At 68.1% G+C, this 24,222-nt stretch carries 23 protein-coding genes; 11 read left to right on the top strand and 12 right to left on the bottom strand.

Translation table 11 applies throughout. The features are described 5' to 3' along the window. Positions 1 to 467 precede the first annotated feature (467 nt). Positions 468 to 812, top strand: a complete 345-nt coding sequence (locus SSP08S_RS48990) for an STAS domain-containing protein (protein ID WP_019074996.1) — start codon at positions 468 to 470, stop codon at positions 810 to 812. Here SSP08S_RS48990 and SSP08S_RS48985 read toward each other — a convergent pair. Both SSP08S_RS48985 and SSP08S_RS63980 read right to left on the bottom strand, forming a co-directional pair. Further along, the gene (locus tag SSP08S_RS48985; RefSeq protein WP_078532819.1) at positions 773 to 1,102 is read right to left on the bottom strand and encodes a MarR family transcriptional regulator; all 330 of its coding nucleotides are present in this window, start codon (positions 1,100 to 1,102) and stop codon (positions 773 to 775) included. The two genes, SSP08S_RS48990 and SSP08S_RS48985, sit on opposite strands and share 40 nt — an antisense overlap. Before the next feature lie 684 nt (positions 1,103 to 1,786). After that, positions 1,787 to 1,957 (bottom strand): hypothetical protein, encoded by a 171-nt coding sequence (locus SSP08S_RS63980; RefSeq protein ID WP_019074995.1) that lies wholly within the window; start codon positions 1,955 to 1,957, stop codon positions 1,787 to 1,789. A 367-nt stretch (positions 1,958 to 2,324) separates the two neighbouring features. Here SSP08S_RS63980 and SSP08S_RS48975 point away from each other — a divergent pair, with 367 nt between their 5' ends. Then, a complete protein-coding gene (locus SSP08S_RS48975) occupies positions 2,325 to 3,116 on the top strand; it encodes an IS5 family transposase (RefSeq protein ID WP_078532818.1) in 792 nt (263 codons plus the stop codon). On the opposite strand, the gene SSP08S_RS48970 is transcribed toward SSP08S_RS48975, so the two are convergent. Beyond that, a complete protein-coding gene (locus tag SSP08S_RS48970) occupies positions 3,073 to 3,621 on the bottom strand; it encodes a hypothetical protein (RefSeq protein WP_026179477.1) in 549 nt (182 codons plus the stop codon). The genes SSP08S_RS48975 and SSP08S_RS48970 overlap by 44 nt on opposite strands. Positions 3,622 to 3,948: 327 nt before the next feature. On the opposite strand from SSP08S_RS48970, the gene SSP08S_RS57590 reads away from it, so the two are divergent. Then, positions 3,949 to 5,061, top strand: a complete 1,113-nt coding sequence (locus SSP08S_RS57590) for an IS110 family RNA-guided transposase (RefSeq protein ID WP_019074992.1) — start codon at positions 3,949 to 3,951, stop codon at positions 5,059 to 5,061. A gap of 110 nt (positions 5,062 to 5,171) precedes the next feature. After that, positions 5,172 to 5,702: a hypothetical protein gene (locus SSP08S_RS62250; RefSeq protein ID WP_019074991.1), complete on the top strand. Its 531-nt coding sequence runs from the start codon at positions 5,172 to 5,174 to the stop codon at positions 5,700 to 5,702. Positions 5,703 to 5,999: 297 nt separating this feature from the next. Here SSP08S_RS62250 and SSP08S_RS57585 read toward each other — a convergent pair whose 3' ends face one another. Then, positions 6,000 to 6,458 carry a hypothetical protein gene (locus SSP08S_RS57585; protein ID WP_019074990.1) on the bottom strand — a complete coding sequence of 153 codons (459 nt, stop codon included), beginning with the start codon at positions 6,456 to 6,458 and terminating at the stop codon, positions 6,000 to 6,002. A gap of 176 nt (positions 6,459 to 6,634) precedes the next feature. Here SSP08S_RS57585 and SSP08S_RS48950 point away from each other — a divergent pair, with 176 nt between their 5' ends. The 5 genes from SSP08S_RS48950 (at position 6,635) to SSP08S_RS48920 (ending at position 12,732) form a co-directional block, all read left to right on the top strand. Continuing rightward, the gene (locus SSP08S_RS48950) at positions 6,635 to 7,525 is read left to right on the top strand and encodes a hypothetical protein (protein ID WP_158697330.1); all 891 of its coding nucleotides are present in this window, start codon (positions 6,635 to 6,637) and stop codon (positions 7,523 to 7,525) included. 31 nt (positions 7,526 to 7,556) lie between these two features. After that, the gene (locus SSP08S_RS48945; protein ID WP_158697329.1) at positions 7,557 to 9,479 is read left to right on the top strand and encodes a hypothetical protein; all 1,923 of its coding nucleotides are present in this window, start codon (positions 7,557 to 7,559) and stop codon (positions 9,477 to 9,479) included. After that, positions 9,467 to 10,213 (top strand): hypothetical protein, encoded by a 747-nt coding sequence (locus SSP08S_RS48940; protein WP_019074987.1) that lies wholly within the window; start codon positions 9,467 to 9,469, stop codon positions 10,211 to 10,213. The genes SSP08S_RS48945 and SSP08S_RS48940 overlap by 13 nt, the downstream gene beginning before the upstream one ends. A gap of 48 nt (positions 10,214 to 10,261) precedes the next feature. Beyond that, positions 10,262 to 11,355 (top strand): IS630 family transposase gene (locus SSP08S_RS64845; protein ID WP_439654608.1). Its coding sequence is split into 2 segments (ribosomal slippage): positions 10,262 to 10,708 and positions 10,711 to 11,355, totalling 1,092 coding nucleotides; the frame shifts between segments, so codons are not numbered across the junction. An 87-nt stretch (positions 11,356 to 11,442) separates the two neighbouring features. Continuing rightward, positions 11,443 to 12,732, top strand: coding sequence for a DAK2 domain-containing protein (locus SSP08S_RS48920; protein ID WP_019074984.1), 1,290 nt, complete (start codon positions 11,443 to 11,445; stop codon positions 12,730 to 12,732). An 89-nt stretch (positions 12,733 to 12,821) separates the two neighbouring features. Here SSP08S_RS48920 and SSP08S_RS48915 read toward each other — a convergent pair whose 3' ends face one another. The 7 genes from SSP08S_RS48915 to SSP08S_RS48885 all read right to left on the bottom strand — a co-directional run bounded on the left by SSP08S_RS48915 (position 12,822) and on the right by SSP08S_RS48885 (position 21,039). Beyond that, complete coding sequence (locus SSP08S_RS48915) at positions 12,822 to 14,312, bottom strand: ATP-dependent nuclease (RefSeq protein ID WP_019074983.1); 1,491 nt, start codon at positions 14,310 to 14,312, stop codon at positions 12,822 to 12,824. A 114-nt stretch (positions 14,313 to 14,426) separates the two neighbouring features. After that, on the bottom strand, positions 14,427 to 14,549 hold the full coding sequence (locus SSP08S_RS63975; protein WP_019074982.1) for a hypothetical protein: 123 nt from the start codon (positions 14,547 to 14,549) through the stop codon (positions 14,427 to 14,429). Between the two features lie 594 nt (positions 14,550 to 15,143). Further along, positions 15,144 to 15,389 (bottom strand): hypothetical protein, encoded by a 246-nt coding sequence (locus SSP08S_RS48905; protein WP_019074981.1) that lies wholly within the window; start codon positions 15,387 to 15,389, stop codon positions 15,144 to 15,146. Between the two features lie 136 nt (positions 15,390 to 15,525). Continuing rightward, positions 15,526 to 17,406, bottom strand: a complete 1,881-nt coding sequence (locus SSP08S_RS48900; protein ID WP_026179474.1) for a phospholipase C — start codon at positions 17,404 to 17,406, stop codon at positions 15,526 to 15,528. A 198-nt stretch (positions 17,407 to 17,604) separates the two neighbouring features. Beyond that, a complete protein-coding gene (gene efeB, locus SSP08S_RS48895; protein WP_019074979.1) occupies positions 17,605 to 18,822 on the bottom strand; it encodes an iron uptake transporter deferrochelatase/peroxidase subunit in 1,218 nt (405 codons plus the stop codon). Further along, positions 18,819 to 20,084 (bottom strand): EfeM/EfeO family lipoprotein, encoded by a 1,266-nt coding sequence (locus SSP08S_RS48890; RefSeq protein ID WP_019074978.1) that lies wholly within the window; start codon positions 20,082 to 20,084, stop codon positions 18,819 to 18,821. Before SSP08S_RS48890 ends, efeB begins: the two co-directional genes overlap by 4 nt. Before the next feature lie 181 nt (positions 20,085 to 20,265). Further along, a complete protein-coding gene (locus SSP08S_RS48885) occupies positions 20,266 to 21,039 on the bottom strand; it encodes a hypothetical protein (protein WP_019074977.1) in 774 nt (257 codons plus the stop codon). A gap of 159 nt (positions 21,040 to 21,198) precedes the next feature. On the opposite strand from SSP08S_RS48885, the gene SSP08S_RS48880 reads away from it, so the two are divergent. Beyond that, positions 21,199 to 22,353 (top strand): PD-(D/E)XK nuclease family protein, encoded by a 1,155-nt coding sequence (locus SSP08S_RS48880; RefSeq protein WP_102133574.1) that lies wholly within the window; start codon positions 21,199 to 21,201, stop codon positions 22,351 to 22,353. 67 nt (positions 22,354 to 22,420) lie between these two features. Beyond that, complete coding sequence (locus SSP08S_RS48875) at positions 22,421 to 23,098, top strand: DUF429 domain-containing protein (RefSeq protein WP_019074975.1); 678 nt, start codon at positions 22,421 to 22,423, stop codon at positions 23,096 to 23,098. A gap of 313 nt (positions 23,099 to 23,411) precedes the next feature. Here the strand turns inward: SSP08S_RS48875 and SSP08S_RS48870 are convergent, their stop codons facing one another. Beyond that, a complete protein-coding gene (locus SSP08S_RS48870) occupies positions 23,412 to 24,029 on the bottom strand; it encodes a uracil-DNA glycosylase (RefSeq protein WP_019074974.1) in 618 nt (205 codons plus the stop codon). Positions 24,030 to 24,222 lie beyond the last annotated feature (193 nt).

The raw sequence follows: 24,222 nt of genomic DNA, 5'->3' as shown, positions 1-24,222 counted from the left end.
CGCGGAGCTCGAACGCGGTGACACCGCGGTCGAGGCAACTTCTCGTGTGCCGGCCTGGGGGGGCGGGAGGTGGTCCGCCAGTGAGTTGTCTCGGGGCGGGGCGGAGTCAGAGTGCCCGTCGTTGATGCCCATGTCTGTTCCTCAGGTGAGACCCCCAGAGTCCGGAAGTGGGTCGTGGGACCGTCACCGGGGACTCGGGTAACGCGCAGCCACCCTAGAAACAAGGAACATGCAAAATCGAGCAGACTCTGATAAGCCGTCCCTTCGGGCGAATCTGGCTGGCGCCGGGGCGATGGAACAGCCCGGTTCGGGCTGCGTTCTGTTTCGTGTGCGGCGGGCTGATTGTTGCGGTGAGCGTGTCCATCAGGGGTGGAATGCTGGGCAGGGCGCCTGGGTCGGGCATGAAGCCGTAGGCTCCTTTCGTGCATTCCGCCGGTGTGTCCTGACAGGACGGTTGGGAGAGTGCTGTGGCCGGCCCCTCGGTCGAGACGATCACATCCGGCCGCTGCCTGGTAGCGCGGGTCAGTGGCGAAATGGATTACGTGACCGACGTGGTGTTCCGCCCGCAGTTGAAGGAACTGCTCTCGCGGGGCGACCGCTTCATCGTGCTGGACCTGTCCGGTGTCTCGTTCTGTGACTCAGCCGGGCTGAGCATGCTGCTTGGAGCCTGGCGGCAGGCGGACGACAGCGGAGCCGTACTGGTACTGGCGTGTGTGCCCGACCCGTTACGGCGGATTCTCCAGATGACAGGGGTGGATCAGATCCTGCGGGTCTATGAGACCGTCACCGACGCAGAGGCCGTCGCCGACTGAGCCGCACGGTCCAGGGCGAGTTCAACGAGGTCGCGGACGACGAGGCCATCCTCCGCAGGGTGCCGGAACGGCCGGTCGAGGCTGAGGGCGTACTGGTTACGTCGCCCGGCGCGTTGCCGGTGCAGATAGCCGGCCCGTTCGAGGTCGGCAACGATGGCCTGGACCGCTCGTTCGGTGATCTGACAGGTAGCGGCGAGGGTTCGCAGCCGAGCGGTCGGGTCCCGGGCGATGGCCATCAGCACTCGGGCGTGACTGGTCAGGAACGTCCACCCTCGGTCTGGGTGATTCATCGCGATCAGCAAGCCTCTCCGCTTTGGTTCGGCGAATACGCGGTGAGCAGTACCGAAAACCTTGTTCCCTCATGTTGGCAGGCACCACCAGGGCGAGTCCACGGGGTGCAGGGTGCGTGTCTTTGGGATCCAAGAAGTGGCCTGGAGCCGCAGTCGGAAGTCGTTCGACATTCAGCACCGATGGCTTTGATGTCGCATGGATGGTAGGGATCCGCGTGTGGGCTGAGCCGCGCCCGAGGTCGGTTTGCGTAACAGTTCCGGAATGCCGGGAGTTGATTCTGTGTACGCGTTCTAGGTTGAGAGCAGCCCTCCGGTGTCCTGTGGACGTGTCGCGAGGGACCATCCCGCAGTAGAGCGAGCCTGCGGCGCAACCCACAAGCGCCGGGCTTGTCTTCCTCACCCGCGGGGAAGCCGCCGACAGCCCGGCCTGTCCCTCGGGGCAACTTCGAGGCCGGAGTGGTCAACGCCTCCGGCCGCCTGGAGGGAGTGCTCCAGCGGCTGCGGGGGAGCCGCCCGGAAGGGGCACGCGGGCCGCCGACCAAACGGCGGCCCGCCGCCCGTTTGAACGGTTCGCTGGGCGCAGCACCAACAGCCAACTCGGCAGGCCCTCTCGGAAGCCGTGGAAGAGGTGCGGAAGGTCTGAGCCCCTGGTCCGGGGTGCCGAGATCCGCTATGCGGCGGTGTTCAGGCTCCTTGCACCTGATCCGCGGTCAGCGAGGGGTCAGGTCCGAAGTCGTCCACCTCCATGGTGGCGTGGCCGCCCGGCGGGCTGGTGAGCGCGCCCTGGACGCGGACGGGGATTCCGGCGTCGTGGCAGTGGACCGCCGCGTGGTAGTCGGTGTCGCGCAGGTCCATCCATACGGTTCTGACACGGCGGTTGATCAGGGTCTGGACGCCTACCCGGCCGGTCTCGTCATCGGGGTGGCGGCTGAGGTCGGTGACAATGCCGTAGATCAGTAGCTGTTGTCGTTCCGATCTTGAGGGGTGTGCGTCGAACGGGAGTCTCGATCGGGTGGTTGGCGCCGGCTGCGGGCATGAAGACAGGGCCTCTCGGTAGCTCGGGGTTGCGAAGCCAACCGAGATCCAGGAGACCCTGTTGCCGCAGTTCTACGTGCTCACGCCGGTGGAGTTCAACTCGGCTGCACCGACGTGTGATTGTGTCGCTCACCGGTTCGGAAACGCGGCCGATCACCCGGAACGTGTTCGGCAGTATCCCTCGGACATGACGGACACGGAGTGGGCCGTGGCCCGGCCGCTGCTGCCGGTGCCGGGCTGGCTGCGCGGCCGGGGCGGACAGCCGGAGACGTACTGCCACCGGGCGATACTTGATGCGATCCGCTACCTGGTCGACAACGGCATCAAGTGGCGGGCGATGCCCGGCGACTTCCCGCCGTGGGACCGGGTCTATGCGTTCTTCCGCCGCTGGCGCGACCACGCTCTGGTCAGGGAGTTCCACGACCGGCTGCGATCGAGGATCCGCGAGAGGAACGGACGCGACACGGAGCTGACAGCCGGGGTGATCGACTCTCAGTCCGTCAAGGCGGACGCCGTCGTCGGCTCCGACAGCCGCGGCTTCGACGGCGGCAAACTGGTCAACGGCCGCAAGCGGCACGTCGTGGTCGACACCCTCGGTCTGCTGCTGGGGGTGATGGTCACCGCCGCGGACATCGGCGACCGCGCCGCCGCCCAGGTCCTGCTCGGGCAGGTTGCCGACGCACACCACCGGTTGGAGCTGGTCTGGGCCGACGGCGGCTACACCGGCCCCCTCGTCGAGCACTGCCTCACCGCGCTCGCGCTGGTCCTGGCGATCGTCAAACGCAGCGACGACATGCACGGCTTCGTGGTCCTGCCCAAGCGGTGGATCGTCGAGCGCCTCTTCGCCCACCTGATGCGCACCCGCCGCCTGGCCCGCGACTACGAACGCCGCACCACCAGCGCCGAGGCGATGATCTACTGGTCGATGACTCTGCTCATGACCCGCCGCCTCGCCCGGCCACACCCCCAGCCAGCGTGAACCGGCCCGGCTGCCCCTCGGCCAGCCAGCCCCGCGCGACCAGGCGCTTCGCCTTCGACCGCAACGCCTCCACCCGTGCCGGCACCACGTCCATGCCGAACGCCGCAGCCATCTCCTGGCAGGTCAGCGGCCCTTGATGGAGCCGTTCCCGGTCCGCGAGCGTCATGAGGATGCGCTGGTAGTCCACCGACAGCACCGACCAGGCCAGCCCCTCACACCACATCGGAACCTGCGACTTCGTCTTCGCTGCCTCCGGCACCTGCGGCGTCTTTCCGGTCTGCTCCCCGGCTGGCGCGGTCCCCTCGGCCCGGGCGTGGTCCTGCCCGCTCTCGTCCACGGGGGCCAGCACCTCGCCGACCCGCGAGCAGGCGATGGCACACTCCCTCCATTCCCGCTCGGCCACGGCCAACTCGGCCTCGACACGGTCGGCTTCCTCCCGCAGCTCGTCAACACGACGACGAGCACCCAGCTCACGCTGTTCCAGCAGACCAACCACCGACGGCATCCACGACCTCCCGGGCAGCGACAGCACGACAGGCCACAACTCCCACGGGATCGCCGACCCTATGCCTGACCAGCGGAAACGCAGTCCTCAAGTCCGGAAAGACTGTGAGGATGATCTGGTACCGCTTCGAGCGATGGCCTGACCCGCGGAAAGACTGGCTTTGGTGCCCTGCTGTTGATCTGTCGGCCACCGCGCGGAGCGGTACCTGCCGCCGCCGGGCAGGGGACGTGTCCCGATAGGGGCCTTCGCGACAGGCACCGTCACAGTCTTGACCTCCCCTGCCCGACGACGGCCACCGGTTCCGAGGCGATCAGGAGACAGGCGACCTTGCCCAGCATCAAGCAGCCCACAGCCCCGTGTCACGTCCCGGCCGACGCCGCGGAGGAGGTCCTGCTCGGCGTCGACACCCATAAGGACTTCCACGCGGCAGCCATCGTCACCGTCCTCGGCGCCGCATTGGACGGCCGCAGCTTCCCGGCCACCACCGAGGGCTATCACCAACTTGTCTCCTGGGCACGCTCGTTCGGCGCCCTGCACCGGGCAGGGGTGGAGTGCACCGGCTCCTACGGCGCCGCGCTCGCCCGTTACCTGCGCACCGAGGGCATCGAGGTGACCGAGGTCAACCAGCCTGACAAGGCAGCGCGCCGACGACGCGGCAAGACCGACGCCGTCGACGCGGAAGCCGCGGCCCGCGCCGTGCTGTCCGGTCGCGCGACCGCGACCGCGAAGACGAGCGACGGCCCGGTCGAAGAGCTGCGGCTGCTCAAGCTCGCGAAAGCGTCCGCGATCAAGTCCCGGACCCAGGCCATCAACCAGCTCAAAAGCGTCCTGGTCTCGGCCGACACCGCCTTGCGCGAGTCGCTGGCAGGGCTGAGCAACCCTCACCTGTTCAAGCGGTGCGCCGAGCTGGACGACTCGCAAGAATGCGGTCCGGCGGGCACCGCCCGGCACGTTCTGAAACTTCTTGCTGGCCGCATCCAGCACCTGACCAGGGAGATCGACGACCTGAACAAGCGGATAGCCGCGGGAGTCGAAGCAAACTTCCCCGGCCTGCCCGACACTCACGGCGTCGGCCCGGACAGTGCCGCCGCCCTGCTGATCTCGGCCGGCGACAACCCCGATCGCCTCAGCAGCGAGGCGTCCTTCGCCGCCTTGTGCGGCACCAGCCCCGTCGAGGCATCCTCCGGCAAGACCCAACGACGCCGTCTCAACCGTGGCGGTGACCGCCAGGCCAACGCGGCCCTCTACCGGATCGTCCTCAGCCGCCTGCGCTGGGACGACCGGACCCAGGACTACCTGCGGCGACGCCTCGCGGAGGGCAAAACCCGCCGAGAGATCATCAGGTGCCTGAAGCGATACGTCGCACGCGAAATCTACCGACTTATCGCCCCCATCAGGACAGCCGCATGCCCTGCAGAGCCCAACGGAACGGCAAGTTGACATCCATAGGGGCATCAACAGCTTCTTACACACCCCGAACATTCGCCGAACCTCCCACTCGTACGCCCCGGCCAGGCTGGGGCCGAGACCGAAAGCAAAGGGAGGACATCGTGAACCGCATCGGTACCGCCGCAGCACGCAGGACCCGGACCACCGCACTGACCGTCGCCGCCGCTGCTGTGGCCGGACTGGTATGGGCAGGCGCCTCGTCCGCCGGGCCGGCCGACACCACCTCGGCTGCCGTGAGCACGTCGACGGTCGGACTGGCCGACGCCGTCGGCTTCGCCGCCACCGACCAGCGTCCTCTCCCCGCCTGGATGCCGCCGGAACTCCGCGCCGACCTGCGGAAGCTGCGCGCCATGAAGCCCGGGCAGCGACAGGAGGCGGCGGCGAAGATCTGGCAGGACGCGCTGGCCGGTGAGTACGGCACCGCCGTACGCGTGCGGGCCGAGGAGGCCCGGCGCCGCTACCAGGCCCTGCCCGAGGAACTCAGGGACGACATCAAGGAGTTGAGCGGGCTCAGCGGGGACCAGCGGAGCGAGAAGAGGACGGCGATCCGGGACAAGGCGCTCGCCGGCGGGTACGGCGAGCAGGTCCAGGGCTGGGCCGAGCGCCGCAGCAGCTTCTGGCAGCAGGGCTGACGGTGACCGTCCTCCGGGGCCTGTGTCGGGCCCGCCCATGGGGCCCGGCCGTACCCCTCGCCCTTCTGCTCACGCTTCTGCTCCCGTCCGCCGCGGGGGCAGGTGGCGGGGATGGCGTAGGCGCGGGCGAATTGGGTGCCGATATGGGCTTCGTGGAGGTGTCCGGTGATGACGTGGAGGTGGACGAAGCCGCTGCGGATCTCGCCGGGCAGGTCGTACTTGGTGATGGTGTCCTTGAGCGCGTCGCCTTCGGGCATGGTGGAGACCGTGAAGGAGTCGGCGGCCCTGAGGCGTGGTTTAGGCAGGGAGCGGCAGGAAGTGCGACATCGTCAGCGCGTAGGCCGTGAGGGGGGTCGCGTAGAGGCCGATGATCAGCTGACCGAATCCGGCGATTCCGGTGAAGGCGATAGCCGCGCGCCAGATCGACTCCGGGACTGACTGGCCGTTCATCCGATGCAGGATGCCAGAGACGACGGAGACGACCGCAGCGCTCAGCAGCAGCGGGACCGTGGCCTGCGGGATCCAGTTCAGCAGGGAGACCAGGCTCAGTGAGGCGCCTCCGACGAAGGCTGCGCCCCCGCGCAGTACGGCCGCCGGCTTCGTCGCGCCGTCGTTGCGGTGCAGTAGAGCGGCGCCGATTCCCACGAGGGCCCCGAGCAGCAACCCAGTGACGAGCAGCCACGGCTGCGGGTGCTGAGCGGATGTCGGCTCGGCCACGCCGGAAGCCGCCTCGACGAGGGTGATGTGACGGTGCATGGGCATTCCTGTCCACGGGTGCCGCACCGGGCCGTGAAGTACCGCCCGGTGTGAGGGATACCCGGGTACTGAAACACCACCGGGTGCGTGAATAACGCGCTCGATCTGCGCACCACTGGGACTTCCGCGAAACATGGGCCACGACACGTGGCCGACGGGTCCACGACACTGAGACGGTGCACACCGACGACACGTGGGACGAGGAATCAGCGACGCAGAGACTACCGCCCGAAGGAGGCGAACGGGCTTTGCGTGGATGCCGGTTGCCATGGCAGGCCATTGCCCTGTCCGCAGCCGTGGCCGGAGCGGGCTTCGGAGCACAGGCAGTCATGTGGCGTGTCAGCGCATGGTCCCCGCAGCTGACGGGATGGCCCGACTACCGTGGCGCCACTGTCGGCGACCTTGTGATGGTGCCCACGCTGACGGGTACCCTCCTCGCCTCGCTCCTGTCGCTGCCCGCGCCGCGCGAGTCCTCGCGCCTCCCAGCCGTCCTCGGCCTTGTCGGTCTGTTGCTCGGCGTGGCCACCCAGACGGGTTGGCTGCTCGACGATGCGCCCCAACTGAACTGGTTCATGGAGCGTCCGCACGAGTTTACCTACGAGGGCTGGTACCACGCCTGCTTCCTCGTGGCCGCGACCACCCTGACGGGCTGTCTCCTAGGATGCCTGGTATCCCGGCTGCGCACCGCGAACCGGCTGCCGTACGGTCGGCTGCTCGCCTGCGCCGCCGTGGGATTCGCCGCGCTCCTCAGCGCGGACCTGGTGTTCCCGGCTGGACCCGGCAGGCAACACATCGCGCCCGGCGGAATGGTGTCGGTGACGGCGACACTGACGGTAACCGCCGCCGCTCTCGTCACCCTGCGCCCCCGCGGCGCCGAACGAGACCTGGTCGCATACACACAGCGCTGCGCGACCGGGGCCGTCCTCGCGCTGTCCGTGGCGGTGCTGAGCATTCCGTGGCCGTCGACCCGTTCCATCACTGTCATCGCCGCGGTCGCGGCCGTCGCCGTCGCCGCACTCCCCGAGAAGCCTCGGCGTGTCGCGGAGGGTGCGTCAAAACGGAGCTGAATTGACGCACTTCGCCGGGCACACTGGAGCGGTGAGGCATTCGCTGAGCGCCGCTCCGACGGTGATGAGAGACCTGCTCGGTCCGTGGCAGCCGAGCCCCGAAGTGGTCCGCCTGCTGCCCGAGATGAACCTGTTGATCCGGGGAGCGGTACTGGCCTGGTCAACCTGGCACCAGGACGGGCCGCTGCGCAGCACGCGCGGCCGGCGCCTCGCTGCAGTGCTCGCTGTTTCGGACGCCGCCTACTGTTGGGTACTGGCGCAGGGGCACTTCGACAGCAAGAAGGGTCGAGCCGTGCGGACGGCTGTGGATGTGCTGACCACCGCAGCCTCGGTCGCCGTCTATCCGGACAGCGGCCGTGACGCCGGGATCGCGGCCGCTCTGCTGCCCTCTGTAGGCTCCGCGTTGGAGGCCACCTACCTCGGGGGGCCGCGAGCGGGCGCCGGTGCTCTCTCCGCACCGACCGTTGTAGCCAGCATCGTCCGGAAAGCGACCGGTCGGCCCACCTCAGCCGCCGACCTGTTCACATGGCCGCTGACTGCATGCTCCCTCGGCATCGCGCTTCGACTGCGTGAACAGGTGGCACGCAACCGCCAGGAACGCAGAGAGCACCTGCGCCGGCGGGCCGGTGTCGAAGGAGCGGCCTTCCTCGGCCGCGACCAGCACGGCGCGGCCGGAGGCCGTCACGCACTCGACCTGCTGTCGCCCATGTTCGGCGTGCTAGATGAGATCGATGCAGAGGACGACGCCGGGTTGTCACGCGAAGCCGCCGAGCTACGCCGGAAACTCGACGACATCACCGGTCCGGCGGCGCAGGATCCCAGCCCCGCGCTACTGGCGATCGCCCTGCGGCAGTACGAGAAGGCCCGCAAGCACCCAGAACTGGCCCGTGACATCTTCCTCTCCGACGGTCCGCCGGCTCATGACCCCGGCAGCGAGACGGGCCAACTCCTGCTCGACGAAGGCCAGGTTGAGCAGCTCGTCACGGCCCTGGACCGCGAGCGGCCAGCCGGCCGACTGAGTGTCTTCGTCCGCGAACAGCAGGAACGGCCCCGAGGCTGGGACCTGTCGCTCAGCGTTCACGAGAAGTCGGCCAGGGGCGGTATAGACCGAGTGTTCGACGTGCAGTTGCCCCTCACCCGAGCCACCTGGCAGCTGGAACTGGTCACGCTCGGCCTTGCGGTCGAAAGCGCCTGGCAGCTGTCGGTGTGCTCGCCCGGCCACGCCCGCGTACCCCTGCGCGTCATGGCACCCGCTGTCGCCCTCAACCTGGTGAGCGCGGCCTCCGCGGAATACGTACGGCGACGCAGGCCCGTCCGGCACAACGCGGACCTCACGCTGCTGCTCCTGCCCAGTTGTCTGTACGCGGCCGTCGCGGGCGCGAAAACCATGCGACGCCCCACCTACAACCCCGGCGGCACGCCCATGCATCCTGGACTGCACGTCCTGTGCGGCGCCCTGTACCTGTGGGGGTCGCAGTTCCCCGACATGAGCCGCACAGGCAAGGCGGGCGTACTCGCCAGCACGACGGCCGTGATCAGCGCGAGTTGGCTCGCTAGCCGGCGCCTGCCAGGCGACGGTCCGGCGTTCGTGGCCGAACTGGTGTGGTCAGCCCTGGCGGGGGTGGGCAGCATCCGGCTTGGCAAGACGGTGCGGGACATGGGAGCGCGTGTCACCGATGAGCAGAAACGGCTCACCCAAGAAGCCTGCCACGACGCGGTACGGGAGGGCTGGGAGCAGCAGCAGAAGAAGCTCTGGCTCGTGCGCGATTACCTCGACGCACGGCTGGCCCGGCTGGCGGCGCAGGCGAACAGTCTGGACGGCATCGCCGCCAGGAAGATCAAGAGACTGGCCGCCGGACTCCACCAAGCGACCGAAGTACTGAACAGCGCCGATGCCCGCCCACCCCGCCAAACCCTCGTGGGGCCACCCAAGGAGGACGCATGCGCTATCTGATCGTCGACGACCGGGCGGAGATGCGGTGCGCCCGGAGAATGTGGCTCTTGGAGAGCAGAGACAACCCCGCGGACCTCGCTGTGGAATCCTGCGAGACCCTCGACTTCGAGGACGCCAGGGCCCTGGGAGAGCAGTGGCGAGGCTACGACTGCCTCGTGGTGGACGCCCACGACGACCGGTCCAGCGCGCGCCGGGAGGCTCGGGCGACCGAAGCCGGGGTGCCCTACCGCGATTACGACCGCTTCCCCGGCCGCGATGTAGTGCTCACCGCGCGCAAGCACAATCCCGAGCTGCTGATCATCGCGACGAGTTACTTCGCCCGGAGCGAGCGCGAAGTGGCATGGGAGTTCGCCGAAGCGGGTGCCGACTTTCTGTTCGGCGGCGACCAAGTCCCAGAACAGGAGACCTTCGTTGCCGTCGTCCGCAACCCGAAACGCCACGAGGAAGCGGTGGAGTACGCCCGCAGAAGGTCGCCCAGAACCGCGGAGATCTGCGACCTGCTAGCCGCAGCCACCCACGAGGAGCGCAACGCCATCTTCGATCGCAAGCAGACCGGTGAGCGGCCCACACGGCCAGCGCTCAGAGCGATGAATCAGCTGAAGGACCTGCTCGGCATCGTCCCTCAGGGCGGCCCCAAGGCACCGTACGCGCAGCACATGCGTGCCAGACTGCGAACGTTCTACCTTCAGCATCTACCCACCATGGATCGCTCGGAGCGCAACACGGACTACTGATCTCTTCGGGTTGTTGTCGGGTGCTGATCCCTGCGGTAGGCCGGTGGTATGCGGTACACGCAGGGCGGCGGATTGACCGCCGAGCGGCGACAGTTTCGTGAGCGGATCCGGTACGAGGCGGGCGAACGGTTCACACGCGGCGATAAGAACGCGGTGATCGCGAAGGATCTGCGGGTGAGCGAGCGGTCGGTGGAACGCTGGCGGCGTGCCTGGCGGGAGGGCGGGATGGATGCTCTCGCCACCGCGGGGCCGCCGAAGTTGCCCAGGCTGTCCGACGGCCAGTTCGCCGAGTTGGAGAAGGAGTTGGCCCTCGGACCCGCCGAGCACGGCTGGGAGGACCAGCGGTGGACTCTGGCACGGATCAGAGCCGTGATCGCCTTCAGGTTCCGGATCGACTGTTCGATGGCGGCGGTATGGCGGCTACTGCACCGCCACGGCTGGTCCTGGCAGTCTCCCGCGCGCCGGGCCATGGAGCGCGACGAGCATGCGGTCGAACTGTGGAAGAAGGACGTGTGGCCGCAGGCGGAATGACTGTGGCGGCGCTCGGGGCCTTTGTCGTCTTCGAGGACGAGGCAGGGTTCTCGATGACGCCGCCACGAGCCCGCACCTGGGGCCGTCGTGGGTATACGCCCGTGGTGCGGGTGCGGGGCCGGTCCTGGCGCCGCTGGTCGATCGCGGCCATGTGCTGTTACCGGCCGGGCGAGGCATCCCGGCTGATCTACCGGCCGCACCGCCACCGCAAGCACAAGGGCACCGGACGTGACAGCTTCTCCTGGCGTGACTACCGCGACCTGGTCGTCCGCGCCCACATCCAGCTCGGCGCCCCCATCGTCTTGATCTGGGACAACCTCAACGTCCACCGGGCCGCCGGGATGCGGGAGTACGCGGCCGCACACGACTGGCTCACCATCGTGCAACTGCCCTCCTACGCACCGGACTTGAATCCGGTGGAGGGCATCTGGTCGCTGTTGCGGCGCGGCCCGCTGGCCAACACCGCATTCACCGACGACGAGCATCTCGAACGCACCCTGCGCCGGGGCCTGCGTCATATCCAACTCCGACCCGACCTCATCGACGGCTGTCTCGCCGGCACCGGACTCACCCTCACTCAGCGCCCGACAACAATCCGGCGAGCTCAGTAACACCGGCCATCGCAGAGAAGGAGGGTCTCAGACTCCTATCCGCAGTGCTAGCCTGCCCCGCGATAATCGAGCGGGGGGAGGCCGACGGTGCCCGGGGGACAGCTGGACCTGTCAGCGTTACGAAGCTGGGCCTGGACCGCGCACGGCGAACTGCGCGAATACCGAGCCCTGATCGACGCGTTAAACGTGTTCCCGTCCCCTGACCAGGACACCGGCAGGAACATGCTGCGTTTCTGGGAGACGTTCGCCTGTTCGTTGCTGACGGTGCCGGACGACACAACAGTCGGGGACGCGCTCACAATCGCCGCCGCCGGGAGCACCGGCTTCGAGGGCAACAGCAGCACCATCACGTATCGGTGGCTCACCGGACTGGGTGAATCACTCGCGGGTGTATCCGCCGCAGACTTAGACCACCTAGCTCCTGCCTTAGAGGAAGCCGCTCGACGAGCGCGTCAACGCCTTGCTGATCCCGTCGACGGCACTATGCTCACCGTCTTCGACACAGCCGCTCGGACCGCTCAGACAGCACTGTCCAAGGGGTTGACGACGGAAGGGACGACCGCACGGATCGTGCGGGAAGCGCGTGTGGCCTTGGCCCAGTACCCTGTACCACTACATGCCACATGGCGGGGTGAGCCGCCCGAAGAGGACTCCGGAGCCTTCGCGGCCCGTATCTTGTTCCACACCCTGTCTCGGACCATGGCCCTGCCGGGGAAGCTGTCCGGCACACTGTTCGTGCCCGGTTTCCCCTTCCTCCCAGCACCGGTGTCGGGCACCCACGTGCCTACGCAGGTCGGCTGCGAACTGCAGGCTGTCGTACTTGCGGACGAGGCGGCCCTGGGCCTGCTGGACACCGCACCGGACGTGGAGGCACTGAACATCGCGGAGATTCCGCTGAGCCCTGGTCGGTGGCACCTGCATCTTCACACCCAACGGTGTGAGGACCCGCTCGCGGTGCTCGGTGAGGGAATCACCGTTGTCGAGCACCGAATCACCTCACTAGAGCCGTCGGGCACCGACTCGCGTGCCGACGTAGACGGGCCGCGGCGCCGAGCCCTAACGGCGGCCCTGTACAGCGATGAGCTATCCGCCGGATTCGCCCGCGCGCTGGAAGAGGGTGCGAACGAGATCCTCGTCGTCATGGTCGGCGGGGAGCCGGACGATGTCTTGGACCAGCTGAGCGAAGCGCGCCACCGGTATCCCGGTCTCGCTGCGGCACTGATCCCGTGTGCGAGCGAGCGCACGGCGATTGCCGCGGTCAACGCATTTTCTGTCACCGCGGCCCTGCACGTCACCGTGCTCGCGATGTTCGCCGCAAGCAGAGTGGACGCCCAGAGGAACCGGGACACCAGACCGAACGTGCCCCGGCCCCGGTGATGACGCGAGGTCCTCGGGGTCCAGTCAAGGTGACTGAGTAACCCACACTGAAATGATCTTGGTGGGCCAAGTGGTCCGCACTTGTGCGGCTACTGCCGTCGCGGCAGGAGGTCTCCGAGAGCGTCGACGAGTTGGTTGACCTCTTCGGGAAACTCTTCAGCCCACGTGGCCAGGAATGCGCCTGCCACGATGCTGCCCGTTTGGAAGTCGAGATCTGCGCCAATCTGCTCCCAGATGACGTGTCGATCCCAATTGGTCAAAGCGCGGTTCCGTACTACCTCTTTGACCCGCTCCTGCTGATGTACGGTCAGCTGCAAGCGGAGAGCGAGTTTGGCTGCCACCGTGTCGAGGCGTTCCAGTATCCGACCAAGAACGTGGGCCTCTGGCGAACTGTCTCCAGGGAGAAGGAAGATCAGCTCGCTCGCACTGTCACGCCCGGATTGATCGCCGTCGAGAATGCATACCGACGTGAACTGCCTGGTCGGGTCAAGGTTGTGCTGGTGGTTGACCTTGATCGCAGGGTCGGCTCCGCCCATGCCGTGCACTTTCACGGCGTCCAGTTCAATTCCGCCGTGAACGCGCAGAGCCGTGGTGACCATCGTCTCGGCGAAGTTGTCCTCGACGAAGATCGCGAGCTTGGCATGAATCTGGCCCGTGATCGTGCGCAGGGCGCGGACGTCAAGCTTCCCCTGGAGCACCTCACCGTTGTAGGCCGCCCAGATTCCCTTCGACGGCAGGGGTGCAAGCGCATCGTTGGAATGGGTTGTGAAGACGACCTGGCAACCTTTGCGCTTCGCCACACCGATGAGGTATTCGACCATGCGTCGCGTGGCCACCGGGTGGAGGCCGTTCTCGATCTCCTCGATAAGGATCATGGAGCCGTCCTGGGCGGACTCGACCTCGGCCACGATCCGTATAACACTGGCCTCACCTGCTCCGAAATGGAACTCGGAGTACTCGACGTCCTTGTGTGTGCGGCCAGAGAACAGCGTGATGGTGCCGGCTTTGTCGACGTAGAGCTGCTGGAAGCCTTCAATCGGCTTGCCGAGGATCCTCGCGACGTGCGCGGTTACTTCTGGAGGCAGCTGTACTTCCTTGAGCGCCGTGAACGCCGCAGTAGCGGCCTTCTTGAGCTTGGGCCTCTCGGTTGCCGGGAGGGTGCGATCGACCCCGAATACCTTGACCTCGCGGTCCAGTACGGAGTCCCGTGTCCACCTGTACGTCTTGAAACGTGCGGTACGGGAGACGGGGCCCCGTGCGCTCAGTGCTTTGTCGATGACCTCGTACTCGATCGACCAGTTCTGCATGCTTGCGTCATGCTTGCCGCCTTTGGCGAAGAACCGCCTGGGCAGGACGCTCTTGTACGCCAGGGCGGCGGCACCGAGGACTGTGCTTTTGCCTCCCCCGTTCGGCCCGACCAGGGCAGTGACGGGGAAATCGAAGGTCACCGTGCGGTCGGTGAAGCTGCGGACCTTCCGCAAGGTGAGCCTCTTCAGGTACTTGCCGTAGCTGTCTTTCGAGACCTTCTCTTCCAGGCCGATGATCATGCTGGGGCTGATCTCGCTCTGGTACTCGTCCACGTGCTCTCCTCTGGGTAGCCGCTGACATCGTTTCAGCTTTGGAGGCCGAGCAGCAGGTTCATGGGGTCTAGCAATCTGTCCGTAAAGACTGCCACGAAATGATCTTGTAGTTCGTCAGCGCTTCCGTCGGGCGGCCGGGTCGCGCTGGGCGACGTATCGGGCGACCGCGTCGACGCCGGGGCGGGCGTATCGCTCCAGGGAGCGGACGGAGGCGTGGCGATAGTGGGCCAGCGGCATGGGGGTGGAGGTGCCGTCCTCGGCGTCGTGTGGCAGGGCGCTGTGGCGGAGCCGGTGGAGCGTCGAGCGTCGGTGTTCCGGCCGGGGCTTTGCGGTCGGTGAGGAACAGCGGTCCGCGGGTACGGCGGGCGATGAGACGGGGCAGGAGCTGGGCGGTGCCGGACTGCCAGTGAATCCACTCCGTTGCCCGGCTCATCGCGCACCACGGATTTGGGCCCGACAACGGCGTCCGCGAGGCCGCGGTCGAGAACGGCGACTGGGAACGGTGCCCCGGGGCAGATTGCAACTACCTCGGAGCCCCCGCCAGCATCCGGGTTTACCGCAAGAAGACCCAGCACTGAAGTCGCTCACCACACGGGGCACGCCATCGGCCTGCCCCGCGTGACTGCGAACGGCAGATACCGCGATCTGCTGCACCGCTTACCCTCGCGGCGACCGCATCCTCCAAGCGCCACCCAGCGCTACCTGTCTGGTGGCGTCAGCTATACGAGAACTGGGCCGTGAGGCCCGCGAGTTCATGGAAACTGAAGGGTCTTCAGCGCGAACCCGAGGGTCCACTGCCTTGGTTCTGGAGGATGGACCCGTGGGTTCGCGTCAAGACAAGGGTCGGGTCTCGGCGGACTGTTCCAGGAGCGCCCGTGCTGAGTCCGCGTATCGGATGGCGGTCTTCTCGTCGATGCCGAAGACGAGGGACAGGTGGAGTGGGTCGGGTCCGTGGATCAGGGCTTCTTCGAGCTGGCGGTCGACGCGGAGTCGCTCCAGGATCGCGGTGAGGTTGCGGGTGTCCCGGGTGGTCCAGAGCTTGCCCGTCGGCCCGAGTTCGACGGCATCAGGGTTCACCTGCTGTCTGCCAAGGCTTCCACCCGGCAGCCAGCACGTTGCGGGCCTGTGGGTCTTGTCCAGATGAGCGTATGCGGGGACGCCGGGGTCCCCGCCCGTAAGCAGGGACCCCGGCGTCCGCAGGGGTGTTGCGGGGTCACACGGCTGTGGTCGCGCCCCGGGTGCGCGCCTTGCGGCGGTGCAGGGCGAACGCGGTGGTCGCCGCGCCGGCGGTGAGGATGCCGGCCGCGATGGCGATCGGCAGGCTCGTGGAGGTGGAACCGGAGTAGGAGACGTTCTGTGCGGCGAGGTCCTGGTTGTATGCGGCCAGGTCGGACGCCGACGAGGCCGTCTTCGAGTAGTGCGGAATCCGCTTCACCGACTTCACGGAGCCGTTCGTGTTCAGCAGCACCTGCTTGTTGTTGGGGTGCTTGAAGTCGAACATGCCGGTGAGACTGCCGGCCCGCTGGTCGAAGGAGGCGTCACCGATGCGGCCGGTGTGCCAGTTGTCCTCGATGAACTGCGTGATCGATGCCTGCTCGGTGGCGGTGTGGTCGATCTTGTTGACCTTGCTGTACGGCGAGATAACCAGCAGCGGCTGCCGGGTGCCCGGTCCGCAGCGGTCCGCGTAGCCGCTCTTGGCGGCCGGCCCGGACTGGCAGGCCGGGCTGTCGGTGGCCTTGCTGTTGGAGCCGACGGTCGAGTCCTTGGAGCCGTTGAGGACCTTCGAGGAGACGTGGTCGTACCAGCCGTCGGAGTCGTCGTAGGCGAGTACGACCGCCGTCGACTTCCACTCGGGCGACTTCTGTAGTGCGTTGATCTCCTTGATCAGGAAGTTCTGCTCGTCGGTGGGGTCGGAGTAACCGGCGTGCCCGTCCTGGTACTCGGCCGCCTTCAGGAAGCTCACCGAGGGAAGGTTGTTGGCCTTCAGCGCGGCGTCGAAGTCGGTCAGGTCGTAGTTGTGGTTCGCCCGGCCGTTGTGCCCGATCTCGGCGACGGACTTCGGCGCCAAGTGGTGCGGGTTCGACGTCGACTTGTAGTACTCGAACGGCTCGTGGTGCGCGCTGTAGTCCTCCGACGCCGCGCCGCCCACGTTGGTGTGGGTGGTGCCGGCGCACTGCGCGTAGTCACCGCTCTTGCCGTCCCACGCGGTGCTGGGCCGGAAGCCGCCCTGGAACCAACCCCAGCTCACGTTCTTGGAGTTGAGCAGGTCGCCGATGTTCTTGCCCTGCATCTCCGCGAGCGCGCTGGTCGCGGTGTGGTCCTTGTCCGAGCAGTCGTCGAAGGCCGGGTCGGGGTCGTTGATGACCGTGCCGACACCCTTGGCGTTCGGGGAGACCACGGCGTACGAGTCCGGGGTCGTCGTCTGCTTCGGGTTCTCGGTGCCGGAGGCCGGGTCGACGGAGATCACACCGTGCGTCTGACCCGATATCAGGTTCAGGGCGCCGGGCGTCGAGGGGCCGTAGTTCGAGCTGAACGAGCGGTCGTTGAGGGCGTACTGCTGGGCGTAGTTCCACATGCCCGTGACGGTGTTGCCGTCGTAGTAGTCCATCACCAGACCGGGTTCACCGAACAGGCCGGTGCACTTGTTGACCTCTGTGTTCTCGACGTACTTGTCCGCCTTGCCGCCGTCGGCCGCGTACTGCTCGGGGCCGTAGGAGTGGTTCTGGTCGCAGGTCATCACCTGTGAACTGCTCAGCCGCGTGGGCGTGTAGAGGTTCGGGTTCTTCTTCAGCAGCCCGGCGTTGAGCAGGTTGTCGGCCTTCGGCGTGTGCGCGGCGGCCTTGAACTTGGTGCCGTCGGTGTTCGCGGCCTTGGGGTAGGTGGCGAAGTAGTGGTCGAACGAGATGTTCTCGTCGTAGATCACGACCACGTGCTTGATCGGTGTCGCGGTGTGGGTGCCGGAGGGGTGGTGACCGCCGGAGTTCGCCGACGCGGGGACGGCCCCGCCGGCGGTCGCCAGTGCGGCAGCGCCGAGCAAGGCGCCAATGCGCGTCACCTGACGTCGCCCACCTGTGGATCTTCCTGTGCCGATCATGCTGTCTCGCCTTCCGAGGGAGCATCGAAGTCCAGGGCCGGGCCCGCAGATTCGATGTTTGTGCCATCTACGGCCGGATCCTGCGCAATGGTGGCGGCGGCCTGGGGGAGCGGCAATGACGTCAGGGCGAACGGCGGGTCAGGAGATTCTCATGGTTTGTTGGCCTGTTCTTGACCCGTGTCTCAGATCGGCGGTGTCTCAGGTCAGCAGGGTGCGGCCCAGCCAGTCGGACGTGTCCCGTACGCCGGGCAGCGCGAAGAAGTAGCCGCCGCCGTAGGGCGAGATGTAGTCGACCAGCGGTTCACCGGCCAGCCGCTTCTGCACGTTCTCGAACTGCCGGGCCAGGTCCTGCTGGTAGCAGCAGAACAGCAGGCCCATGTCGAGGTTGCCGTTGCTGTCCATGCCCCGGTCGTAGTTGTAGCCCCGGCGCAGGATGCGCTGGTCGGCGCTCTGCGTGGAGCGCGGGTTGGCCAGCCGGATATGGCTGTCGAGCGGGATCACATCGCCCTGCGGGTCCTGCGCGAAGTTGGGTGTGTCCTTCTCGTGGTGCCCGTCCAGCGGGGCGCCGGTGTCCCGGGCGCGACCGAACATCCGCTCCTGCTCGGTGAGGGAGACCCGGTCCCAGAACTCCACCAACATCCTTATCAGCCGTACGACCTGGTAGCTGCCGCCGGTCGTCCAGTCGGGCTCGCCGCTGCCCCGGCCCACCCAGACGAGGTCGTTCATCGCGCGGGTGTCGGTCACCTCGGGGTTGGAGATGCCGTCCTTGAAGCCGAGGTGGTTGCGGGGGGTGCCCGAGGGGCGCGGCGGACTGATGAACCCGTCCGTCCGCCAACGGACTTGGAGCCCGCCGCGCGTGTGCCGGGTGACATCGCGCAGCGCGTGCAGGACGGTGTCCGCGCTGTCTGCGCAGAACTGCACACTCAGATCGCCGTGACACCAGGCGGAATCGAGATCGTCGTCCGGGAACGGCGGCATCGCGGTCAGCCGGCGGGGTGTGCGCTTCGCGAGGCCGTAGCGGTCGTCGAAGAGCGAGGCCCCGACGCCGACGGTGACGCTCAGCCGGTCGGCGGGGAGGTCCGGGCCGAGCGTGCCCGAGTCGGCGGGCGGGGCGGTGATGCCGAGGTCCTCGGGGCTGCCACCGGTGGTGAGGAAGCGGGCCCGGTCGGTCAACGTCCGCAGCAGCTCGGTGAGTTCGGTCCGGTCGGCGGCCGTCGTGTCGAAGGACACGAACGCCGTGGCGCGCTGCGCCGGGGTGATGATCCCGGCCTGATGGAGGCCGTGGAAGGGCACGCTCGCGGCGGTCTCCACCGCGGCTACGGCCGCACCGCGATCGGCCGCCACCAGACCGGCACCGGCCACTGCCGCCGCACTCGCCAGAAAGCCCCGGCGGCCCACCTCGTATCCGTGCTTCACGCGGTCCTCCGTACGTCCGTCAGGGCGGCCACGTCGGCCAGCCGCTCGACCAGTCCACCGAGGTCGGCGTCGACCTTCTCCCTTTGCGGACGGGTGAGTTGGGGCAACGGCGTCCACTTGCCGGAGTGGTCGAGGCCGTCCAGGGTGTGCTGGGCCCGGTCCATCCAGTCGCCCAGTTCGGCGAACCCCGCGTCCCGGGTTTTCAGCAGCGGGCGCAGATACCCGAGCAGTACGCGGGTGCCGTCGAGGTTGGCGCGGGCGGTGGCGAGATTGGTGCCGCTGCCGTAGTCGGTGCGGCCGGTCAGCTCGAACTGCACGGTGTTCTCCAGGATCTCGTGCGCACGCAGACCGGTGTCGGCCGGATCCATCCGCTGGGAGGGCCAGCTGCTCTCCAACGCGTGGACGTCCTTGGCGAGTTGATCGGCGGGACCGCGCAGCCCGCTCGCCGACTCGCCGTGCCACAGCCCGTACTCGACCCGGTGGAACCCGGTGAATCCAGCGTCCCGCACCCCGTCCGCGAGCCCGGCCGTGGTGCCGTTGATCGCCCCGTCCGAGTCGCCGAACGTGCCGTAGGCGGCGCCCATCCGCTCGTACACGAGATGCGCTGGCAGCCAAGCCCTGCGGGCCGCCGCGAGGTCGCCCCGGTCGACGGCGGCACGCAACACGTCCGTCTTCTGGGCGAGTTCGACCGTCCGGCCCTGTATCCACTTCTGATAGGCGAGCGTTGGCGGGATGAGTTCCTGCTGAGTGATCGGTGTGGCCGCGGGCCCGCTCTTCACCTTCGAGCCGCTGATCTGCACGGTGGGGCCGGTCACGGCATCGGCGTCGTCGGGCAGACACTTGAAGGCGTACGAGCCGTTCCCGAGGGTGACTCCGAGCGGCCGGACGGTACCCGGAGCCAGCCCTTCGACCTCGCCGTAAACGGCGCCGGTCTTCACGTCGGTGAGGTACACCTCGGCAGCTGTACTGGACGTGTTGTGCAGCTCGAAGACCTGGTGACCGGCCTGCGGATGCGTCCAGCCGCTGCCGCACCCGGAGGTCGCGACCTCGACGGTGGTGTGCGGGAGCCCGTCGGCGGCGGCTGGCCGCGCGCTCGAACCGGATCCCCGGGCCGCGAGCACTGCGGCCCCCACGGCCACGAGAGCACCCGCCGCGAGCAGCACGGTACGGCGGCGGGCGGCCGGGGCAGACGATGCCGGTGCCGGATCCGGGGGCGATATCGGACCGGGTTCGGCTTCGGCGCCGCGCTTGGTGTCGGGCACGCCGGGCCTCCAGAGGGAGTCGTACGAACGGGAGCGGTGTTCTTGATCCTAGGCAGGTCGCAGGGCCCTGACCGGGCCTCTTGACCCTGTTCTGACCGGACGGCGATCGAGAATTCGCCCGTGGTTCATCCACTCGTCCACAAGCATGGCGGTCTCATGGCGGGTTCCGGCCGTGGGCTGGTCAGGAGGGGTGATGGTTCACCCGTCCGTCGTCGGTCACCTCGTACAGGTCGATCCGCAGCAGCCGCCGGATGTGGGCTGGGACGCGCTGCGCATGCCACAGCGAGGATGTCGGTACGACGAGCGTGTAGCGGATGTTCGGGGAGCTGCTCGTCATGCGGCGCAGCAACTGGCCGTAGGCGATGTCGGCGTCGATCCCCTTCTCCTGGGTGCGGCCCTTCGCCTCGGCGATCAGTCGCTCCTCGCCGCGTACGGCCTCGACGTCGGTCCACCGGTCCGTAGGGGTGACCACGGTCCATCCGTCGGCGATCAGATGACGGCGAAAGGCATCGGTGACGCGGTTCTCGTCGCTTACCGGTGCGAGGATCGTCTGTACCGCCTGCAGGTCCGTGTCTCTGGTTCGGCGAAGGCGTCCCCTGGAGTCGGCGTCGAGGTCAGCGGGCCGGATCACCGCCAGACGGATCCCGTGCTGCGGGATCAGGGTGTCGCGACGGGCGTCGTAGAGCGCGCGCTGCTCCCCACGGTGCACGCCGCTGACGGTGAGCCGGTCCGGCTTGTCGAAGTGCGGCACCGGCTGGTCGTGTTGGATCTCCCGGTACTCGACCACCAGGTGCTGACCGGGCCAGTACGCGTCGACCGGCAGCCTCGTGCGCCGTCCGTTCGCCCCCGGGTCGCCCAGCAGCCAGCCGAACCGGTGCTGGCGCAGGCCGCGTTCGCCGAGCAGTTCGTCGCACAGATCGAGGACGTACGCCTCGTCGCTGTTGTCCCTTCCCATGCCGCGGAATGATGCCAGGCATGCAGGTGCCGGCGGGTGGTGGCGGAACCCGGCACGGAACGGACGAGGGGAGGTGGCTACCCTGGCCTGCCGGGTGCTCGCGCCGAGGCCAAGCGGGTCGGCTGTGCCCTTGTGCTGCGACCTTGCGGGAGGCAACGGGTGCCTGGCGGTTCATTCGCGCGACTTTCCGACCTGGTGGAGTCGCTGACCGGCGACGTGGTCTTCGCGATGTCGAGGGGCAGCAAGGAGCTGTTCCACAGCGACACGCTGGCCTGGTACGTGGAGCGCCATCCGGTGCTGGGCGAGGCCCTGCTGGATGCCTGGCTGATACCCGGGAGTGGTCATGGGTCCGGTCAGGTGCGGGTGCGGCGGGAGTGGCGGAACCTCGATCTTGTCGTGGAATACCCCGGTCGCAGCCCGCTGGTGATGGAGAACAAGGTGTTCTCGCTCCCGGACACCGACCAGTTGGACTCCTACGCCGACGGCAAGCTGCACGGGCTCGACCGTCCCGTCCTGGTGCTGCTGAGCCTGCTCGATCCCGGATGGCCGGGAGGGACGTGGACGACACCGGCCGGGACGGCGTGGCACTGGCGCGGCTACGACGAGCTGGCCGCCGCGCTGCGTCCCTGCCTTCCGGAGCTGCGCGGGGCGGACCGCTTCGGCGCCGACGTGTTCGAGCGCTGGCTCGGCCTGATCGGCACCCTCGTGGACCTGAGCGCTGAGGCCGGTACGCCCGCCGATTCGGAGCCGTTGCTGCTTCCCGCGGAGGCGGCAGCGATCCTCCGGCCCGCTCGCCTGGACGCGACGGTGCAGAAGATGCGCTGCCTGCACGCCACGAACCGGATCCGGGCGGAGCTGGCGGGGGAGATCGAGCGGGAGGGGATCGTGGTACGTACCGCGATGAGCCGGGGCCAGGGCATCGTCGAAATGTTCACCGCCTGCCCGGGGCCCGGTTTCGGCTGGCAGATCCAGGAGGGCCAGTTCCGTCTCGTGTATCTGACCGGCGCGGGCCCCGGGCACGGGAAGGGCGAGGAGCGACGGGCGGTCCGCGAGGGCCAGGCGCGTGCCTTCGGCGACTACTTCCGCTTCGACCGGGCGCGGGACCTGCTCGGCGACACCGGCCCCGAACGTCCCGGCGTCGCCCCGCACCAGCCGCTGACCTTCAACGGCTTCGCCCCCGACTTCGTCTACCGCAGCATCCCGGCACCCGATCTGACGATCGAGCAGGGCGTGGGCCTGGGTGTCACTTTCGCCCGCGAGGCGCTGAAGGCCCATGCAGACGCGTTCGGTGAAGTCCTCCGCGCGGACAGCTGACCGTGGTGGGCTATCGGACGGGCGTCGTCGCGGTAGGTTGCGCTCCTTGCATGACGGGGTGGATGGGATGGACGTCCTGGGAGTCGATGCCTGCGGTAGGCAGGGCTGGGTCGGGATCGGGCTCACGGACGGTGCGTACGCGGGCAGCCTGGTGGATCGTCGGCTCGACACGCTGATCGAGCGTGCCGTCGGAGCGCGGGTGATCGCGGTGGACATGCCGCTCGGGCTCGTCGAGAAGGGCTGGCGTGCCGCGGACCTGGCGGCCAAGGCCCTGCTCGGTGTGCGGCGCAACAGTGTCTTCCTCATCGCGCCGAGGCCGGTGTGGCAGGAACGCGAATACGTGGCGGCAGCCGACCGGTGCCAGGAGCTCACCGGTAGCCGGTTGAGTCAGCAGGCGTGGGCGCTGGCCCCGAAGCTGCTTGAGGCGCGGGCATGCTGGCTGGCCGATGAGCGGGTCCACGAGGTGCACCCCGAGGTGTGCTTCTCCGCCATGGCGGACGGGGTTCCGCCGGTTTACGCGAAGAAGACCTGGCGCGGGCAGCACCTGCGCCGCTCCCTGTTGGCCCGGGCCGGGATCGTACTCCCGGACGTGCTCGGTGAGGCGGATCGTGTTCCCGCGGACGACGTTCTCGACGCTGCCGGCGCGGCCTGGTCGGCGTACCGGATCGCACGGGGGACCTCGGGCAGGGTTCCCGAGGTGCCCCAGCTCGACGCGGAACGCCGCGCCGTCGAGATTCGTTTCTGACCAGCGTCGGATGCCGACGCCTCTCGCAGGGCCCTGGGAAGACAGTGGGTGCTGAGCGACCCGTTCGTCCGCTTGCGATGGCGGTCGTCGCTACCGATCGGGTCGAGCGGCGTCCGGCCCGGGAGCACGCTTCGCCGCCGCTTCGCAGGCTCGTCTCATCCGCAGGAGCTGGACAAGACCCACACGCGGGTGACGTGTGTCGGCATGCGGCACACGTACTCCACGCCATCCTCCCGCCGACGTGAGCAGTGATCTTCATCCGGGAAGCCGGCGACGGTGCGGTGCTGCCGCCGTCGGATTGCCGCTGTGCCTGCTACCGCTGGAGCGCTTGCGCCACCTGCTGGTATGAGTCGTGGCGCTGTTGTTCCCGGGCTGCTCGGATGGCAGGGTCCGGCGACCACAGGGCCTGCCGGCCGGGGTGATAGGTGTGGACGACCTCGTACTGTGCCTCCCGCACGAGCTGGGGGTGGGTCTTCTCCAGTCGTCGCCAGATGTCCTGCGCGTCGACTCCTTGCAAAAGGACTACTTCAAGGCGGGGAAGCAGACCGAGGAGGCGGGCCAGAACAGTGACGCCGGCTCTGCGTTCCTCGGCGTTGGGGGCGCGGTTGATGTACCAGGGGTAGGCATTCCAGGGGGTGGTGACGCGGGCGTCTATGCCCGCTTCGGTAAAGCCGGTGCACTGGCGTTCGGCCGTGGCGTCGTCGTTTTCCATGCACAGGAAACCCGAACCGCTGCCGTCCTGGGTCTTGGGGCCCGGATCGCGCAGAATCGACAACACGCGTGCGTCGATGCCCGCGTGCCAGGGAGCCACGTACGGCATCCAGCCGCGGCCGTCCTGGTCGCGCAGGTCATCGACCATCTCGTTGATGGCACGAACATGCGGCGCGTACCGGCCGCTCTCCTGCTCGTCACGGAACGCCTCGTCCGCCATGCGTCTGACCACTTCATCCTCCGGATTCAGATGTGGCGGTCCACGGTAGCCGCGCCCACTGGCACAGGCCCGAGGAGGCCGTGGCGGACCTTCTGATCGCAGTTCCGGGGCTGAGAGTGACCTGATACGGCTCGGTTCAGAGGGTGCCTGGCCATCGTCCGTCGCGCGCCGACGACCCCGGGATGCCTGCCGG

The organism is Streptomyces hokutonensis (assembly GCF_000376565.1).
GTDB classification, from domain to species: Bacteria; Actinomycetota; Actinomycetes; order Streptomycetales; family Streptomycetaceae; genus Streptomyces; species Streptomyces hokutonensis.
Note: the sequence above shows the minus strand (reverse complement) of the source record. Positions and strands in the feature narration are given on the sequence as shown.

Bases quoted from the DNA above. Each gene is read 5' to 3' on its own strand.
- SSP08S_RS48985 (WP_078532819.1), bottom strand. From the start codon at position 1,102: ATGAATCACCCAGACCGAGGGTGGACGTTCCTGACCAGTCACGCCCGA.
- SSP08S_RS63980 (WP_019074995.1), bottom strand. From the start codon at position 1,957: ATGGACCTGCGCGACACCGACTACCACGCGGCGGTCCACTGCCACGAC.
- SSP08S_RS48975 (WP_078532818.1), top strand. From the start codon at position 2,325: ATGACGGACACGGAGTGGGCCGTGGCCCGGCCGCTGCTGCCGGTGCCG.
- SSP08S_RS48970 (WP_026179477.1), bottom strand. From the start codon at position 3,621: ATGCCGTCGGTGGTTGGTCTGCTGGAACAGCGTGAGCTGGGTGCTCGT.
- SSP08S_RS57585 (WP_019074990.1), bottom strand. From the start codon at position 6,458: ATGCACCGTCACATCACCCTCGTCGAGGCGGCTTCCGGCGTGGCCGAG.
- SSP08S_RS48940 (WP_019074987.1), top strand. From the start codon at position 9,467: ATGCGCTATCTGATCGTCGACGACCGGGCGGAGATGCGGTGCGCCCGG.
- SSP08S_RS63975 (WP_019074982.1), bottom strand. From the start codon at position 14,549: ATGCCGCTGGCCCACTATCGCCACGCCTCCGTCCGCTCCCTGGAGCGA.
- SSP08S_RS48900 (WP_026179474.1), bottom strand. From the start codon at position 17,406: ATGATCGGCACAGGAAGATCCACAGGTGGGCGACGTCAGGTGACGCGC.
- SSP08S_RS48885 (WP_019074977.1), bottom strand. From the start codon at position 21,039: ATGGGAAGGGACAACAGCGACGAGGCGTACGTCCTCGATCTGTGCGAC.
- SSP08S_RS48875 (WP_019074975.1), top strand. From the start codon at position 22,421: ATGGACGTCCTGGGAGTCGATGCCTGCGGTAGGCAGGGCTGGGTCGGG.
- SSP08S_RS48870 (WP_019074974.1), bottom strand. From the start codon at position 24,029: ATGGCGGACGAGGCGTTCCGTGACGAGCAGGAGAGCGGCCGGTACGCG.